We start from the raw sequence: 14,028 nt of genomic DNA on the forward strand, positions 1-14,028 counted from the left end.
TGCTCCGAAGATTCGTCAGGGATTGACGGGATGCGCGTCCGGTTCGTGCCGGACGCGCGGGTGTAACCAGCTCGCGCCGCAGAGATACCCGTTACGGATAGAAGATCTGCACGCGGAAATTCGAGGCGACGGTATTGCCGGTGTCGAGGCGCACGATCATCGTCTGCGTCGTGCGGGCGGGCAGGCCCGCCGCAATCGGCGTGCCGGGCTTCACGTAGTCTTGCGGCCACAGCACGCGCCGCACGGCGACGTTGTTGTTCTCGTCGAGCAGCGTCAGTTCGACGGCGGGATAGGCGAGCGCGATGTCGAAGCGGTTGCGCAGCGGCATCCGCAGTTCGAGCTTGTGCGGTCCGTCGATCTGGCGCAGATCGGACGGCTCGACCAGCAGGCCATCGATATCGCGCGGCGGTCCGACCTTGCATCCGAGGTTCGCGCAAGCCTTCACGAAGAGCGACTGCGAACCGGGCCACGCGACCATCACCGATTCGCGTTGCCACCATGCGAGCTGCGCGAGCAGCAAGACGGCCAGCACGGCGATCGCGACTCCGCCGACGGCCTGCCATACGACGCGGCGCGAGTCTTGTCCGAGCGGCTCACGCCGGACGGCGAACGCATTGTCGTCATCGTCTGGCGCGGCGGCGAACGGCTGGCGCGCGCCTCCGCCGAAACGCGGTTCGTAATCCTGCTCTTCCGCAGGCGAGCCGAAGTGGGGCTCGCGATCCCGACGATCGTCGGCGGCCGGCGCGGCCGCGCTGTCATCGGGGTCGAAGAAGGGTTTGTGCCGCTTGTCGCGAAGTGGCTCATACAGCCCTTCGTGCAAGGTTTCGTGCAGCGGCTCGTGCAATGGCTCGTGCAACGATGCATCGGCTTCGGCCTTCGCTTCGCCCGCTGTTTCGGCATTGGGTGCGTGCGCCGATTCGCGCGCGGGCTCCGCTGCTCGCCACGTATGCGGCGGCGGCTCGGCAATTTCCTGTTCGAGCACGCGCTCGGGCGAGGCTTCGAAAGTCGGCTCTGTCTTCGGCGCAGCAGGTGGTTCAGCAGATTGCGCGACCTTCGGCTGAGCTTGCGTGGCGGCTGATGGTTCGACCTTCGGTTGAGCTTGCGTGGCGGTAGACGGTTCGACCTCCGGCTGAGCTTGCGTGGCGGCTGACGGTTCTACCTTCGGCTGAGCTTGCGTGGCGGTCGACGGTTCTGTCGTCGGCTGAGCTTGCGCGGCGACGGACGGTTCGACCTTCGGCTCGGCTCGCACTTCAGCAGTCGGCGCGGCCGGCGCTTCGACGCGCGGCTCGACCCGTTTGCGCGCGGTCGCCTTTTCTGTGCTCGGCGACTTCGAGTCGGTCAGTTCGAGTGTCAGAGGCGGCTGAGCAGAACTCGGAATCGTGACGGGCTTGAGCGGAATCGTCGATGCGTTGTGGCGAATGCGTCCGTCGACCGACGCGTCGGGCGCGGGTGCCCACGGGTTCCATGCTTCCGCGCGGAAGTCGGGCGAGCCGGCGGACGCTGCCCCGTGCTCCGGCGTCGTATCTTTGGCTTCGAGGGGCGCTTCAGCGACGTGTACTTGCGCCGCGGCGTGACCGGCCGGCGCTTTTTCGTGCCGTGCTGCCTCGTCGCTCGCGAGCGGCTTTGCAGCATGCTCGCCGATGGTTTCTGCGGGATGCGCAGTGGTGGGTTCTATCGTGGCTTCGGCGACGTGCGGCGAAGCGGATTCCGCGGCGTGCATGCCGGCATCTTTAGCCGGCTGCTCGACGCGATGCGCATCGGTATCGGCACGCGCAGCGGGTTCGGCAGCAGGAGCGGCTCCTTCGCGTGCAGGCGCTTGACCGCCATTCGCGAGCTTATCGAGCGTGTAAGCGGTGACATCGTCGATCGACACGCGCTTTGCCTTATCGACGCTCGTGCCGTTGGTTACATCAAAGAGATTGTTCGATGCGTCGAACACTTCGTGGCAATGGCCACAACGAACGAGGCCGCGGCGCAGCGTGAGCTGCTCCGGCTGGAGCTTGAAGGCTGTTTTACAGAAGGGACAGCGTGTCGCTAGAAGCATATTGAGCCGATTGACCGGTTAGCCGTTAAGGGGCCGGAAGCAGACAGATATGCCTTATTCTAATGGCTTTCGCGGCGAGTACCTGCAAGGCAGACCCAGCCCTCGTGTTCACGCCATACGTCGATGTCGATCCATTGCCGATAGATGTGCGCGACCTCTTCAGCCTGGCGCGCGAGAATGCCCGACAGCGCAATGCGTCCGCCCGGCTTCACCTTCGACGACAGCATCGACGCCATCAGTTTCAGCGGGTTCGACAGAATATTCGCCACGACGATATCGAACTCGCCCGCGGGGCAATCGTCGGGCAAGCCGTATGTGACGTCGGCGTGATTGCGCTCGCTGTTGTGGCGCGCCGACTCGACCGCCTGAGGATCGATGTCGATGCCGATCACCGGGTCCGCGCCGCATTTCTTCGCGAGAATCGCGAGAATGCCCGAGCCGCAGCCATAGTCGAGCACCGAGTCGCCTTTCTTCACCGATTGCTCGAGCCATTCCATACACAGACGCGTCGTCGGATGGCTTCCCGTGCCGAACGCGAGGCCTGGATCGAGTTCGAGCACGAGCGCATCGGGATCGGGTGCGGCGTGCCACGACGGCACGACCCAGATGCGCTCGCCGATCGGAATCGGATCGAACTGCGATTGCGTGAGACGCACCCAGTCCTGTTCCTCGACTTCGCGCACGCTGAACGACGGCGTATCGGCGAGACCGAGCTCGTTCGCGGCGGCCGCGAGCAGCACCGCCGGCTCGTGTTCGGGCGCGAGCAGCGCGATCACGCGCGAATGTGTCCACGCGGTGCGCTCCGGCGTGAGACCGGGCTCGCCGAATAGCGGCTGCTCGTCGGGCGTGTCGGCGTCCGCGTCTTCGACGGATACCGACAGCGCGCCCAGTTCGAGCAGCGCATCCGACAGCGCTTCCGCGTGTTCGCGCGCGAGTTCGACGATCAGTTCCCGGTAGGTCATTGCTTACGCTTCTTCCGGTGCGGCCTGCAGCTTCGCGGCCAGCCGGTTTTCGAGGTAATGGATGCTCGTGCCGCCCTCGACGAACTTCGCGTCGAGCATCAGTTCGCGATGCAGCGGAATGTTGGTCTGAATGCCTTCGACCACCATTTCCGACAGCGCGATGCGCATCCGGCTGATCGCCTGCTCGCGCGTCGCGCCGTAAGCGATCAGCTTGCCTATCATCGAATCATAGTTCGGCGGAACGAAATAGCCGTTGTACGCGTGCGAATCGACGCGAATACCGGGGCCACCGGGCATATGCCACGACGTCAGACGCCCCGGCGACGGAATGAACTTGAACGGATCTTCGGCGTTGATACGGCACTCGATCGCATGTCCGCGGAACTGGATGTCGCGCTGGCGGAGCGCGAGCTTCTCGCCTGCAGCGATGCGGATCTGTTCCTGAACGATGTCGATGCCCGTGATCAGTTCCGTGACGGGATGCTCGACCTGCACGCGCGTGTTCATTTCGATGAAGTAGAACTCGCCGTTCTCGTACAGGAATTCGAACGTGCCCGCGCCGAGGTAGCCCATCTTCTTGCACGCGTCCGCGCAGCGATCGCCGATGCGCTCGATCAGGCGTCGCGCAATGCCGGGCGCCGGCGCTTCCTCGATCACCTTCTGGTGACGGCGCTGCATCGAGCAGTCGCGCTCGCCGAGCCAGAGCGCGTTCTTGAACGAATCGGCGAGCACCTGGATTTCGATGTGCCGCGGGTTCTCCAGGTATTTCTCCATGTAGACCTGCGGATTGCCGAACGCACGGCCGGCTTCTTCGCGCGTCATGTTGACGGCGTTGACGAGCGCCGCTTCCGTGTGCACGACGCGCATGCCGCGGCCGCCGCCGCCGCCCGCCGCCTTGATGATCACCGGATAGCCGATCGCGCGCGCAATCTTCACGATTTCCTTCGGATCGTCCGGCAATGCGCCTTCCGACCCGGGCACGCACGGCACGCCCGTCTTGATCATCGTCTGCTTCGCGGTGACCTTGTCGCCCATCAGGCGAATCGTGTCGGGGCGCGGGCCGATGAACACGAAACCCGATTGCTCGACGCGCTCGGCGAAGTCCGCGTTCTCGGAGAGGAAGCCGTAGCCGGGGTGAATCGCTTCGGCGTCCGTGACTTCCGCCGCGCTGATCAGCGCAGGCATGTTCAGGTAGCTCAGGTTCGACGGCGCCGGTCCGATGCAGACCGCCTCGTCGGCGAGTTTCACGTATTTGGCTTCCTTGTCGGCTTCGGAATAGACGACGACCGTCTTGACGCCGAGTTCGCGGCACGCGCGCTGAATGCGGAGCGCGATTTCGCCGCGATTGGCAATGAGGATTTTTTCAAACATAGCGGATATTCGACTCATCAATGGGCGCCGCGTGCGGGTTGCGCAGTTGCTTCCAGAAGCGCGGCTGCCACAGAGGATCGGTGGCGCGCCCGAAGAAGGAGGGCGCGCGGATGGCGTGTGGCTAAAAAGCGCCGCGTCAGCCGATCACGAAGAGCGGCTGGCCGTATTCGACTGCCTGCCCGTTCTCGACGAGGATTTCCTTGATGACGCCAGCCTGATCCGACTCGATTTCGTTCAGCAGCTTCATCGCTTCGATGATGCAGATCGTCTGGCCTTCCTTGACGGCGTCGCCCACTTGCACGAACGGATCTGCGCCCGGCGACGGCGCACGATAGAACGTACCGACCATCGGCGAGGTCACGACGTGACCCTGCGGCGCGGCGGCGGCCGGCGTGGCCGGGCCTGCGACGGCGGGCGCTTCCGAGTGAACGCCAGGCGCGGAGGCCGTCGCCGGGAATTGCGGCGCGAAGTTGCCGGGTTGCTGGACGTAAACCGGCGGCGCGTTCTTGACGATGCGCACCTTGCCTTCGCCCTCGGTCACTTCGAGTTCGGAAATGCCGGACTCGGAGACGAGGTCGATCAGAGTCTTCAGTTTACGTAGATCCATGGGCTTCCCCTTTCAATGCGTGAAGCGCCGGTGGGATGCCGCCGGCGCCGAATTCGTGTTTTGGGTTGTCAGTTGCGCGACGTCCCGGCTGTCTGAACGGACAACCGGTCGAGCGCGTATTCGAGTGCGTACAGATAACCCTTCCAGCCGAGGCCGCAAATCACGCCCTCTGCCTGGTCGGAGAAATACGAGTGATGCCTGAACGGTTCTCGACGATGCACGTTCGACAGATGAATCTCGACGAACGGGATGCCGACGCCCGCTAGTGCGTCCCGGATCGCCACGCTCGTATGCGTGTAGGCGGCGGGATTAATCAGGATGAAATCGGTCTTCTCGGTCCGGGTGGCCTGGATGCGATCGACGAGTGCGCCTTCGTGATTGCTCTGGAAGGTGGCCAGTTCTACGCCGGCGTCCGCTGCGCGGTCGGCGAGCGCCTGATCGATCTGCGGGAGCGTGACGCGGCCGTACACCTCAGGTTCCCGGGTGCCGAGAAGATTGAGATTGGGGCCATGCAGAACCAGCAGTCGCGTCATGGTCGCTTCGTTTTCCGTGGAATTGGCCGCACTTTAGCGCTGATTAGAGAAATTTGTCTAGTTTCTCGAGCACCGGTGACGATCCAGCGCCTTTCTGCGATAGCCGCAACTAGCCGAACTTCTGACAATTCCGCCGGAATGTCGGGCAACCTGGAGCCAACGTTCTCAATTAAACGTCAATAAGTTGTCGACGTCATAGCGCGTCGAGCGTCCGTTTCAGCTCTTCGGGCTTGACCTGTCCTAATTTTGTCGACCGTACGACCCCTTTTGCGTCAATTACGACCGTGTAAGGCAAACCACCCGCGTTATTGCCGAATGCGCGGGCGAGGTCGGCGCCTCCGAAGCCGGCGACGAAAATCGGGTAGTCGACGGGCACTTTCTGAAGGAACGCCTTCACGTTCTTGTCGGAATCGACGCCGAGTCCGACGAACTCAATGCCTTTCTTCGCATATTCCTTGTGTAGTTGCGACAGCGACGGCATCTCTTCGACGCATGGTCCGCACCACGACGCCCAGAAGTTGACGACGACGGGACGGCCCTTGAACCCGGCGAGCGATTGCGGCTTGCCGTCCGCATTCGTGACTTTCGCCGACCACAGCTGGTTGACGGCATTGCTGCTGTCGGCGGGCGCGGCGTTGGCGACGCCGGCGAGATCGTTGCTGCCGAGAAACCAGTGGCTCGCCACTGCTCCTCCCGCTGTTGCGACGACGGCCACCGCCGCGATTGCCAGAATGCGCTTCATATATAGATGGAGAGTGTGTCAGTTAGAGGAGGGCGAGTCGTCGCTCTCGTCGATCAATGCCTGCACTGCGCGAACGTCGGCCCTTGCTAGCCGGCCGCGCGCGTCGGCTCGCACCGCGCCGCGCAGATCGTCGGTGCTGTACAGCGCGACGTGGATGCCCACGGGTTCGGTGTCCCGTCCTTCATCCGTCGGGCGCCAGAGAAAGCTCAAAGTTTCGACGTATCCACGCCCCGCAAAGTGCCGCGTTTCGGAAACGTCGTACTGCACATTCGTGTTCAGCAGGTAGAGGGCGACTTCCTTCGGGTTGTCACAGAACGCCTGCAGATGTATATCGGAATGCTCGCCGGCCGTTCCGCCCAGCACGGCGCCCGTCAGATAAGGATTGAATGGCGCGAGCCGCTGCATCCAGTCCAGCGCGATTTCTCTCAGGCGGCGCAGCACGGCCGGCTGGCTGTCGCCCTGAAACAGCGACTGGTATTCGCGGATTTCTTCCTCGATCTGGTCGTTATCCGGCAGCCATTCTCCCGCGACGCGCGTCTCCCCGACGACCTGCCGCGCAGCCTTGCGCTTGGCCGTCGAGTAATCGAGACCGTCTTCGGCGATCATTCTCGCAGCCGCGATCGCGATTTCCTCGCGCACGCGCTGCGGATCGAAATGTGATTTGCGAACCATCCGTCAATGATACTAGAGAAAACCCGATGGCCTTTTTGCGTGCGCCGGCGCCGCGCAACGGTTTGAAGCCGTGCTCAGCGGCGCTTCGGAAAACTCGCGCGACCAGGAATGGGCGAGCCTGTACGTTACAATAAGCGTCCTTTGCCGCGAGGACTTTCCGGCCCTTTGCGCGCACCTACTTCCATGCAAAACACGCCCTGCGGCGCGACAGCTTTTATGCACATTCACATCCTCGGCATCTGCGGCACGTTCATGGGCGGTCTCGCGGTTCTCGCGCGCAACGCCGGGCACACGGTGACGGGTTGCGACGCCGGTGTCTACCCGCCGATGAGCACGCAGCTCGAGGCGCAAGGCATCAAGCTGATCGAAGGCTGGGGCGTCGAGCAGCTCGACCTGAAGCCTGATCTCTTCGTGGTCGGCAACGTGGTGACGCGCGGCAATCCGCTGATGGAAGAAATCCTGAATCGCGGCCTGCCGTACACGTCCGGTCCGCAGTGGCTCGGCGAGCACGTGCTGAACGGCAAATGGGTGCTCGCGGTCGCGGGCACGCACGGCAAGACGACCACGACGTCGATGCTGACGTGGCTGCTCGAAGACGCGGGCATGAATCCCGGCTTCCTGATCGGCGGCGTGCCGTTGAATTTCGGCGTATCCGCGCGTCTGACCGATTCGAGCTTCTTCGTGATCGAAGCCGACGAATACGACACGGCATTCTTCGACAAGCGCTCGAAGTTCGTCCATTACCGGCCGCGCACGGCGATCCTGAACAACCTGGAATTCGATCACGCGGACATCTTCCCGGATCTCGCCGCGATCGAAACGCAATTCCACCATCTCGTGCGCACGGTGCCGGGCATTGGCCGCATCGTGTCGAATGGCCGTGAAGACGCGCTCGAACGCGTGCTGACGCGCGGCTGCTGGAGCGAAGTGGAACGCTTCGGCGTCGACGGCGGCTGGCAGGCGTTGCCGGCTGAAGACGGAGTCGCCGTCGACGAGCGCTTCGCCGTCTATCACGGCGGCGAGCGCGTCGGCGTGGTCGACTGGCAAGTGCAGGGCGAGCACAACCGGATGAACGCGATCGCCGCGATCGCCGCCGCGCGCCACATCGGCGTGCCGCCCTCGCAGGCCGCGAAGTCGCTGTCGACCTTCCGCAACGTGAAGCGCCGAATGGAAGTGCGCGGCAGTGTCGACGGCGTGACCGTCTACGATGATTTCGCGCATCACCCGACGGCGATCCACACGACGATCGCCGGCCTGCGCACGCGGGTGGGCCGCGGCGAAAGCGGAAAACGCACCCGCATTCTCGCTGTGCTGGAGCCGCGCTCGAACACGATGAAGCTCGGCGTGATGAAGGCGCAGCTACCGTCGAGCCTTGCCGACGCCGACCTCGTCTTCGGCTACGGCGCGCCGGCGGGCAAGGACGCGCTCGGCTGGAATCTCACCGAAGCGCTCGCGCCGATGGGCGGCAAGGCGCAGGCGTTCAGCGACATCGACGCGCTCGTCAAAGCCATCGTCGCGGCGGCGCGGCCCGGCGATCACGTGCTCGTGATGAGCAACGGCGGCTTCGGCGGCGTGCACCAGAAGTTGCTCGACGCGCTGTCGGTGCGCCCGGCCGAGCAGGCCCGAGGCGTCGCGTGATTCTCTATCTGCACGGTTTCCGCTCGTCGCCCAATTCGTTCAAGGCGCGCGTGATGGCCGGGCGGCTTGCCGCGCTTGGCCGCAGCGCAGAATGGTGCTGTCCGATGCTGCCCGTGTCGCCGCTCGAAACGGTGGCGCTCGTCGAAGGATTGATCGCGGCGGCGAAGCCATCGCACGTGACGGTGATCGGCAGCTCGCTTGGCGGCTACTTCGCGACACATCTCGCCGAAAAGCACGGCTGGCGCGCGGTGCTGCTGAATCCCGCTGTCGTGCCGCAGCGCGACCTGAGCCACTATCTCGGCGAGCAGCCGTTGTGGCACGGCGGCGGTAGCATCGTCGTCGAGCCGCATCATCTGGACGAATTGCGCGCGCTCGGCGTTGCGTCGATCACGCGCCCCGAACGCTATTATCTGATTGCCGCCACCGGCGACGAAGTGCTCGATTACCGCGAAATGCTCGCGCACTATCCCGGCGTGCGGACGAAACTGATCGAAGGCAGCGACCACGCGATCAGCGAGTTTCCCGAATATGTCGACGACGTGCTCGCGTTTTGCGACGCCGCCGACGCCGAGCCGCCCGCGCCAGGCGAGGCGGCATGATCCGATGATCCGCAAACAGCGCGCGCCGACCGGCACGCGCGTTGCGGAGCACCACACCGAACACGACGCCGACGCGCAATCACGCAGCACCGCGCGCCGGCCGACGCAAGCCAGAACGAGAGTATTGAGTGAACGTTTTCTTTGAGGAATCGGGCAGTTTCAAGGCGGGCAGCGTGCTGTCGCGTCAGGGCGACGCGTTCCAGGTCGAGCTGCCTGGCGGACGCCGCGCGAAAGTCCGCGCGAAAGACGTGCTGATCGAGTTCGAGAAGCCGACGGCTGGCGAGCTGATGGAGCAGGCCGACGCCGTCGCGCAGGATATCGATCTCGACTTTCTGTGGGAATGCGCGCCGGAAGAAGAGTTTCCGTTTGCGACGCTCGGCGCCGAGTATTTCGGCGAGTCGTTCGGAGCCGTCGAGCGCGCCGCGCTGATCCTGCGCATGCACGGCTCGCCCGTCTATTTCCGCCGCAAGGGGCGCGGCCAGTATCAGCGCGCACCGGAAGAGCAGCTGAAGATGGCGCTCGCGTCGCTCGAGCGCAAGCGCCAGCAGGCGCTCGTCCAGCAGAGCTACGAAGACGAACTGAAGGCGGGCCGTCTGCCGGACGGCTTCCAGAGCAAGGCGCTTGGATTGCTGACGAAGCCCGACAAGAACTCGATCGAATACAAGGCGCTCGAAGCGGCAGCGGCGGCGCGCGGTATTTCGGCGGCGCGTCTGATGCTCGAATGCGGCGGCATTCCGTCGCCGCGCGCGCTGCACGAAGCGCGTTTCCTGTCCGAATACTTCCCGCACGGCACGGGTTTCCCGGCCGTGACGGTCGGCGAGCTGCCGGAGGATTTGCCGCAAGCGGAAGTCGAAGCGTTCTCGATCGACGACGTGACCACGACTGAAATCGACGACGCGTTCTCCGTCGAGCATCTGGCCGATGGGCGCGTGCGGATCGGCATTCACATCGCGGCGCCGGCGCTCGGCATCGCGCGCGGCGATACCGTCGATGCAATTGCGCGCGGCCGTCTGTCGACGGTATACATGCCGGGCGACAAGATCACGATGCTGCCCGATTCCGTCGTCGAAAAATTCACGCTGGCCGAAGGCGGTTTGCGGCCGGCGCTGTCGCTGTACAGCATCGTGAATCGCGAGACGCAGGAAATCGTCGCGAGCGAAACGCGCGCCGAACTCGTCTATGTGAAGAACAATCTGCGCCACAACACGCTCGACGAACTCGTGACGGAAGAGGCGCTCGCCAACGGCACGGGCGACTATCCGCATAAGGAAGACATCGCGGTGCTGTGGCCGTTCGCGCAGTCGCTGTTCGAGAAGCGCCAGGTTGCGCGCGCGGGCTACGGCCTGAAGCGCGAAGTGCAGCGCAATACGGACTTCAACTTCTACGTCGAAGGCGAGCACGTGACGATCACGCCGCGCCGACGCGGTTCGCCGCTCGATACGATCGTCGCCGAACTCGCGATTCTCGCGAACTCGACGTGGGGCGCATTCCTGCACGATCACGGCGTGCCGGGCATCTACCGTTCGCAGCGCGCGTTCGGCGCGCCGACGGGTCCGAAGCGCACGCGCATGCAGACGACGGCCGCGCCGCACGAAGGTCTTGGCGTCGCGCAGTACGCGTGGAGCACGTCGCCGCTGCGCCGCTACGTCGACCTCGTGAACCAGTGGCAGCTGATTGCGTGCGTGCAGCACGGCGTGACGGCCAAGCTCGCGTCGCCGTTCAAGCCAAAGGACGCCGATCTGTTCGCCGTCGTCCAGGGCTTCGACGACACCTACACCGCGTACGCCGATCATCAGCGGCGCATGGAGTATTTCTGGTGTCTGCGCTGGCTCACGCAGGAGAACAGGAAGCAGGTGGTCGCGTCGGTGGTGAAGGGCGATCTCGTGCGGCTCGAAGAGGTGCCGCTGCTGCTGCATGTGCCGGGGCTCGGCGTGCATGCGCGCGGCACGCGGCTGATGCTCGAAGTGATGTCGGTCGATGAGCTGACGATCGAGGCGTCGGTGCGTCCGCTGCACGTGCTCGATGCGCCGACGGTGACGAGCGGCGCGGAAGAGGAGGACGAAGGCGACGAAGAGATCATCGACGCCGCCGACGCATCCGCCGAAAGCGAAGCCGAAGCGCAAGCCGAGGCCGACACCGCGACGAACACAGAAGGCGCGCCGGCAGCCGGCAACGATTCGTCGGCTTCTTCCGATCAAAAGGACCAGAACCTGGACGCGAGCCAGGACGCGACGGAGCACAGTAGATGAGCACAACGCTGGCCCAGCGCGACCGCTACGCGGTGATCGGCAATCCGATCGCGCACAGCAAGTCGCCGTTCATCCACGCGCGTTTCGCCGAGCAGACAGGCGAGCCCGTCGAATACGGCCGCCTGCTCGCGCCCGTCGATCAATTCGCGGCGCACGTGCGCGCGTTCATCGACGAAGGCGGGCGCGGCCTGAACGTGACCGTGCCGTTCAAGCTCGACGCGCATGCGTTCGCCACGTCGCTGTCGCCGCGCGCGGCCGCAGCGGGCGCGGTGAATACGCTGCGCTTCGAGAAGGATGGCGGCATCTACGGCGACAACACCGACGGCTTCGGCATCGTGCGCGACATCGAAGTGAATCTGCGCGTGCCGCTCAACGGCGCGCGCGTGCTGTTGTTGGGCGCGGGCGGCGCGGCGCGCGGCGTCGTGCTGCCGATTCTGGAGCGCAAGCCGCACACGCTGACCATCGTGAACCGGACGGCATCGAAGGCCGAGGCGCTGGTCGCGCAGTTCGCGAGCGCGGCAAGCGACGTGGCGTGCCGCCTGACGGGAGGCGGCGCGCAGGCGATCGAACCCGGCGCCTACGATGTGATCGTCAACGCGACGGCGAGCAGCCTCGACGCATCGCTGCCCGAGTGCGACGACGGCGCGTTCGACGCGGGCACGCTCGCGTACGACATGATGTACGGCGCGCAGCCGACCGTCTTCATGCAGCACGCCAGCAAGCTCGGCGCGCGCGCGGCGGACGGGCTCGGCATGCTGGTCGAACAGGCGGCGGAGTCGTTCTTCGTGTGGCGCGGCGTGCGTCCCGACGGGGCGCCCGTGCTCGCCGCGCTGCGCGAGATGCTGCGCGCGCCGCAAAGCGCGTAAGTGCGAGCGGCGCCCACGCGTTCTCCGACTTCACGGCACAGCGACGACAATGACAAAAACGAGGCGTGCGAGCAGGCCCGGGTCGAATGCGGGGCCGACGCGCTGGGTGGCCTACGCTGTCGCGGTTTTCGTTGCCGCGTGGTTCGCGACGCAGCTGTTCTACTTCGCGCAGATCGCGTTATGGAACTACGTGAATCCGCCGTCGACGGCGTTCATGCGCTCCGATGCCTGGCGTCTGTCGCAGGATCGTCCCGATCTGTCGATCCAGCATATATGGGTGCCCTACGAGCAGATCTCGCGCAATCTGAAGCGCGCGATTATCGCGTCGGAAGATGCGAATTTCGTCAATAACAACGGCTACGAAACCGACGCGATTCTCCAGGCATGGGAGAGGAACAAGGCGCGCGGCAAGATCGTCGCAGGCGGTTCGACGATCACTCAGCAACTGGCGCGCAATCTGTTTTTGTCGCGAGAAAAGAGCTATATCCGCAAGGGCCAGGAACTGATCATCACGTGGATGCTCGAGACGCTGATGGACAAGGAGCGAATCTTCGAGATCTATCTGAATTCGGTCGAATGGGGCAATGGCGTGTATGGCGCGGAAGCGGCGGCGCGCTATTACTTCAAGACGTCGGCGGCGAAGCTGACGGCCGGCCAGTCAGCGCGGCTCGCCGTGATGCTGCCGAGGCCGAAATACTTCGACGAGCATCGCAGCTCCGGCTATCTCGCTCAGCGCGCACGGGTCATCGCCCGAAGAATGGGCGCGGCGGAATTGCCGGATTGATTATCCCGTTTCAAGCCGTAATAAAAACGGCGATTATCCACGAAGATAATCGCCGTTTTTATTTTTAATGTCAGATATCAATTGAAGCGATAATTCACGCCGACTGTAAAGTCGTTATTGGTCCAGTGCGTCTTTTTCGGGTTGCCTGAATCGCCTGTCCATTCGGTGAACACGCTCGCATTCTTCGTGAATTGATATTCGAGCCCAAGCCCGTAATGAAAGCGCGCTCCCGGATAGTCGACTTTCGCGCCGAGGCGTGCATAAGGCATGAGCCGACCAATCGGATAGCCGATTTTTGCATCGATGCCGGCGTCCTTGTAACTTGCCGAGCCGTGATGCAGGTCGAGGAAAGCCTCGGCGCCAAGCACCACTGGACCGACGTTGAAGCCATAACCAGCAACGAAGCCCGGGAAGAAGGTGGTATGCGTCGGCTTGTTGATGGCGCCCGACGAACTCGAGATATTCAAACCTGCCTCGAACCCGATGTATGGGCCTGAGAAGTCTTCCATCAACTGCTCTTTTGTCGGCTGTGCCTGTGCGATGCCGCTGCCGACAATTGCTGCACACATCAATAACGTTTTAATTGTTTTCATGTCCTTATCGGGTTTTGGGAGTGGCGGAAATGCCGGCAAATCGAAATGATCGGCATATGACCGGGATGTGCCAATTGTCGAAGCATTAGTGACTTGCTTAAGCGTAAGCAGGCTAAGCAGGTAAAAGCGGACTCTCCATCGGATGACTCCGAAATCTATATCGCCAGGCTTTGATTTCGCTAATTCCTGACTACAGGCGCTTATCGCCAGGCAATAGGGTTGTGGGGTATTTCCGTCGGATGCTCCCGAGCGCTATCGTCGATAGAATCCCAATATATGAGCGCGTGACTCATATGTTGGTGAATCTCAAAAAAGCGCCCTACAATCCGGTTCAACAAGCCGAACGACATCGGCAAGAAACACCGCCT

The 14,028-nt window shown here is 63.7% G+C and carries 14 protein-coding genes and 1 pseudogene; 6 read left to right on the plus strand and 9 right to left on the minus strand.

The window, feature by feature from the left end; genetic code table 11:
* Positions 1-91: 91 nt before the first annotated feature.
* The 8 genes and pseudogenes from BMW76_RS20745 to BMW76_RS20775 all read right to left on the minus strand — a co-directional run bounded on the left by BMW76_RS20745 (position 92) and on the right by BMW76_RS20775 (position 6,931).
* Positions 92-1,873: a DUF3426 domain-containing protein gene (locus BMW76_RS20745; RefSeq protein WP_245763295.1), complete on the minus strand. Its 1,782-nt coding sequence runs from the start codon at positions 1,871-1,873 to the stop codon at positions 92-94.
* 23 nt (positions 1,874-1,896) lie between these two features.
* A pseudogene (locus tag BMW76_RS42465) lies at positions 1,897-2,044 on the minus strand (zinc-ribbon domain-containing protein); the annotation flags it as partial.
* Positions 2,045-2,103: 59 nt separating this feature from the next.
* On the minus strand, positions 2,104-3,006 hold the full coding sequence (prmA, locus tag BMW76_RS20750; RefSeq protein ID WP_090868450.1) for a 50S ribosomal protein L11 methyltransferase: 903 nt from the start codon (positions 3,004-3,006) through the stop codon (positions 2,104-2,106).
* A gap of 3 nt (positions 3,007-3,009) precedes the next feature.
* A complete protein-coding gene (gene accC / locus BMW76_RS20755) occupies positions 3,010-4,377 on the minus strand; it encodes an acetyl-CoA carboxylase biotin carboxylase subunit (RefSeq protein ID WP_087735195.1) in 1,368 nt (455 codons plus the stop codon).
* 136 nt (positions 4,378-4,513) lie between these two features.
* Positions 4,514-4,984, minus strand: coding sequence for an acetyl-CoA carboxylase biotin carboxyl carrier protein (gene accB, locus BMW76_RS20760; protein ID WP_090868451.1), 471 nt, complete (start codon positions 4,982-4,984; stop codon positions 4,514-4,516).
* Positions 4,985-5,052: 68 nt separating this feature from the next.
* Complete coding sequence (gene aroQ / locus BMW76_RS20765; RefSeq protein ID WP_090868453.1) at positions 5,053-5,517, minus strand: type II 3-dehydroquinate dehydratase; 465 nt, start codon at positions 5,515-5,517, stop codon at positions 5,053-5,055.
* Between the two features lie 193 nt (positions 5,518-5,710).
* Positions 5,711-6,259 carry a TlpA family protein disulfide reductase gene (locus BMW76_RS20770; protein WP_090868455.1) on the minus strand — a complete coding sequence of 183 codons (549 nt, stop codon included), beginning with the start codon at positions 6,257-6,259 and terminating at the stop codon, positions 5,711-5,713.
* An 18-nt stretch (positions 6,260-6,277) separates the two neighbouring features.
* A complete protein-coding gene (locus BMW76_RS20775; RefSeq protein ID WP_090868456.1) occupies positions 6,278-6,931 on the minus strand; it encodes a UDP-N-acetylmuramate--alanine ligase in 654 nt (217 codons plus the stop codon).
* A 183-nt stretch (positions 6,932-7,114) separates the two neighbouring features.
* Here BMW76_RS20775 and mpl point away from each other — a divergent pair, with 183 nt between their 5' ends.
* Genes mpl through mtgA form a run of 6 tightly spaced genes read left to right on the plus strand, consistent with a single transcriptional unit; the run spans position 7,115 to position 13,067 of the window.
* Positions 7,115-8,569 (plus strand): UDP-N-acetylmuramate:L-alanyl-gamma-D-glutamyl-meso-diaminopimelate ligase, encoded by a 1,455-nt coding sequence (gene mpl, locus BMW76_RS20780; RefSeq protein ID WP_407668997.1) that lies wholly within the window; start codon positions 7,115-7,117, stop codon positions 8,567-8,569.
* Positions 8,566-9,168 carry a YqiA/YcfP family alpha/beta fold hydrolase gene (locus BMW76_RS20785; protein WP_090868462.1) on the plus strand — a complete coding sequence of 201 codons (603 nt, stop codon included), beginning with the start codon at positions 8,566-8,568 and terminating at the stop codon, positions 9,166-9,168. The genes mpl and BMW76_RS20785 overlap by 4 nt, the downstream gene beginning before the upstream one ends.
* 4 nt (positions 9,169-9,172) lie before the next feature.
* Positions 9,173-9,313, plus strand: a complete 141-nt coding sequence (locus BMW76_RS41655) for a hypothetical protein (RefSeq protein WP_218162546.1) — start codon at positions 9,173-9,175, stop codon at positions 9,311-9,313.
* A complete protein-coding gene (locus tag BMW76_RS20790) occupies positions 9,297-11,417 on the plus strand; it encodes a ribonuclease catalytic domain-containing protein (protein WP_090868464.1) in 2,121 nt (706 codons plus the stop codon). Before BMW76_RS41655 ends, BMW76_RS20790 begins: the two co-directional genes overlap by 17 nt.
* Positions 11,414-12,283 (plus strand): shikimate dehydrogenase, encoded by an 870-nt coding sequence (gene aroE, locus BMW76_RS20795; RefSeq protein ID WP_090868466.1) that lies wholly within the window; start codon positions 11,414-11,416, stop codon positions 12,281-12,283. Before BMW76_RS20790 ends, aroE begins: the two co-directional genes overlap by 4 nt.
* A gap of 49 nt (positions 12,284-12,332) precedes the next feature.
* A complete protein-coding gene (gene mtgA / locus BMW76_RS20800) occupies positions 12,333-13,067 on the plus strand; it encodes a monofunctional biosynthetic peptidoglycan transglycosylase (RefSeq protein WP_090868467.1) in 735 nt (244 codons plus the stop codon).
* A 77-nt stretch (positions 13,068-13,144) separates the two neighbouring features.
* Here the strand turns inward: mtgA and BMW76_RS20805 are convergent, their stop codons facing one another.
* Positions 13,145-13,660: an outer membrane protein gene (locus BMW76_RS20805; protein ID WP_090868469.1), complete on the minus strand. Its 516-nt coding sequence runs from the start codon at positions 13,658-13,660 to the stop codon at positions 13,145-13,147.
* Between the last annotated feature and the right edge of the window lie 368 nt (positions 13,661-14,028).

The organism is Paraburkholderia diazotrophica (assembly GCF_900108945.1).
Classification (GTDB): Bacteria; Pseudomonadota; Gammaproteobacteria; order Burkholderiales; family Burkholderiaceae; genus Paraburkholderia; species Paraburkholderia diazotrophica.

Coding starts and splice junctions, on each gene's coding strand:
- BMW76_RS20805 (WP_090868469.1), bottom strand. CDS start 13,660: ATGAAAACAATTAAAACGTTATTGATGTGTGCAGCAATTGTCGGCAGC.
- accB (WP_090868451.1), bottom strand. CDS start 4,984: ATGGATCTACGTAAACTGAAGACTCTGATCGACCTCGTCTCCGAGTCC.
- mtgA (WP_090868467.1), top strand. CDS start 12,333: ATGACAAAAACGAGGCGTGCGAGCAGGCCCGGGTCGAATGCGGGGCCG.
- mpl (WP_407668997.1), top strand. CDS start 7,115: ATGCAAAACACGCCCTGCGGCGCGACAGCTTTTATGCACATTCACATC.
- BMW76_RS20770 (WP_090868455.1), bottom strand. CDS start 6,259: ATGAAGCGCATTCTGGCAATCGCGGCGGTGGCCGTCGTCGCAACAGCG.
- aroE (WP_090868466.1), top strand. CDS start 11,414: ATGAGCACAACGCTGGCCCAGCGCGACCGCTACGCGGTGATCGGCAAT.
- accC (WP_087735195.1), bottom strand. CDS start 4,377: ATGTTTGAAAAAATCCTCATTGCCAATCGCGGCGAAATCGCGCTCCGC.
- prmA (WP_090868450.1), bottom strand. CDS start 3,006: ATGACCTACCGGGAACTGATCGTCGAACTCGCGCGCGAACACGCGGAA.
- aroQ (WP_090868453.1), bottom strand. CDS start 5,517: ATGACGCGACTGCTGGTTCTGCATGGCCCCAATCTCAATCTTCTCGGC.
- BMW76_RS41655 (WP_218162546.1), top strand. CDS start 9,173: ATGATCCGCAAACAGCGCGCGCCGACCGGCACGCGCGTTGCGGAGCAC.
- BMW76_RS20775 (WP_090868456.1), bottom strand. CDS start 6,931: ATGGTTCGCAAATCACATTTCGATCCGCAGCGCGTGCGCGAGGAAATC.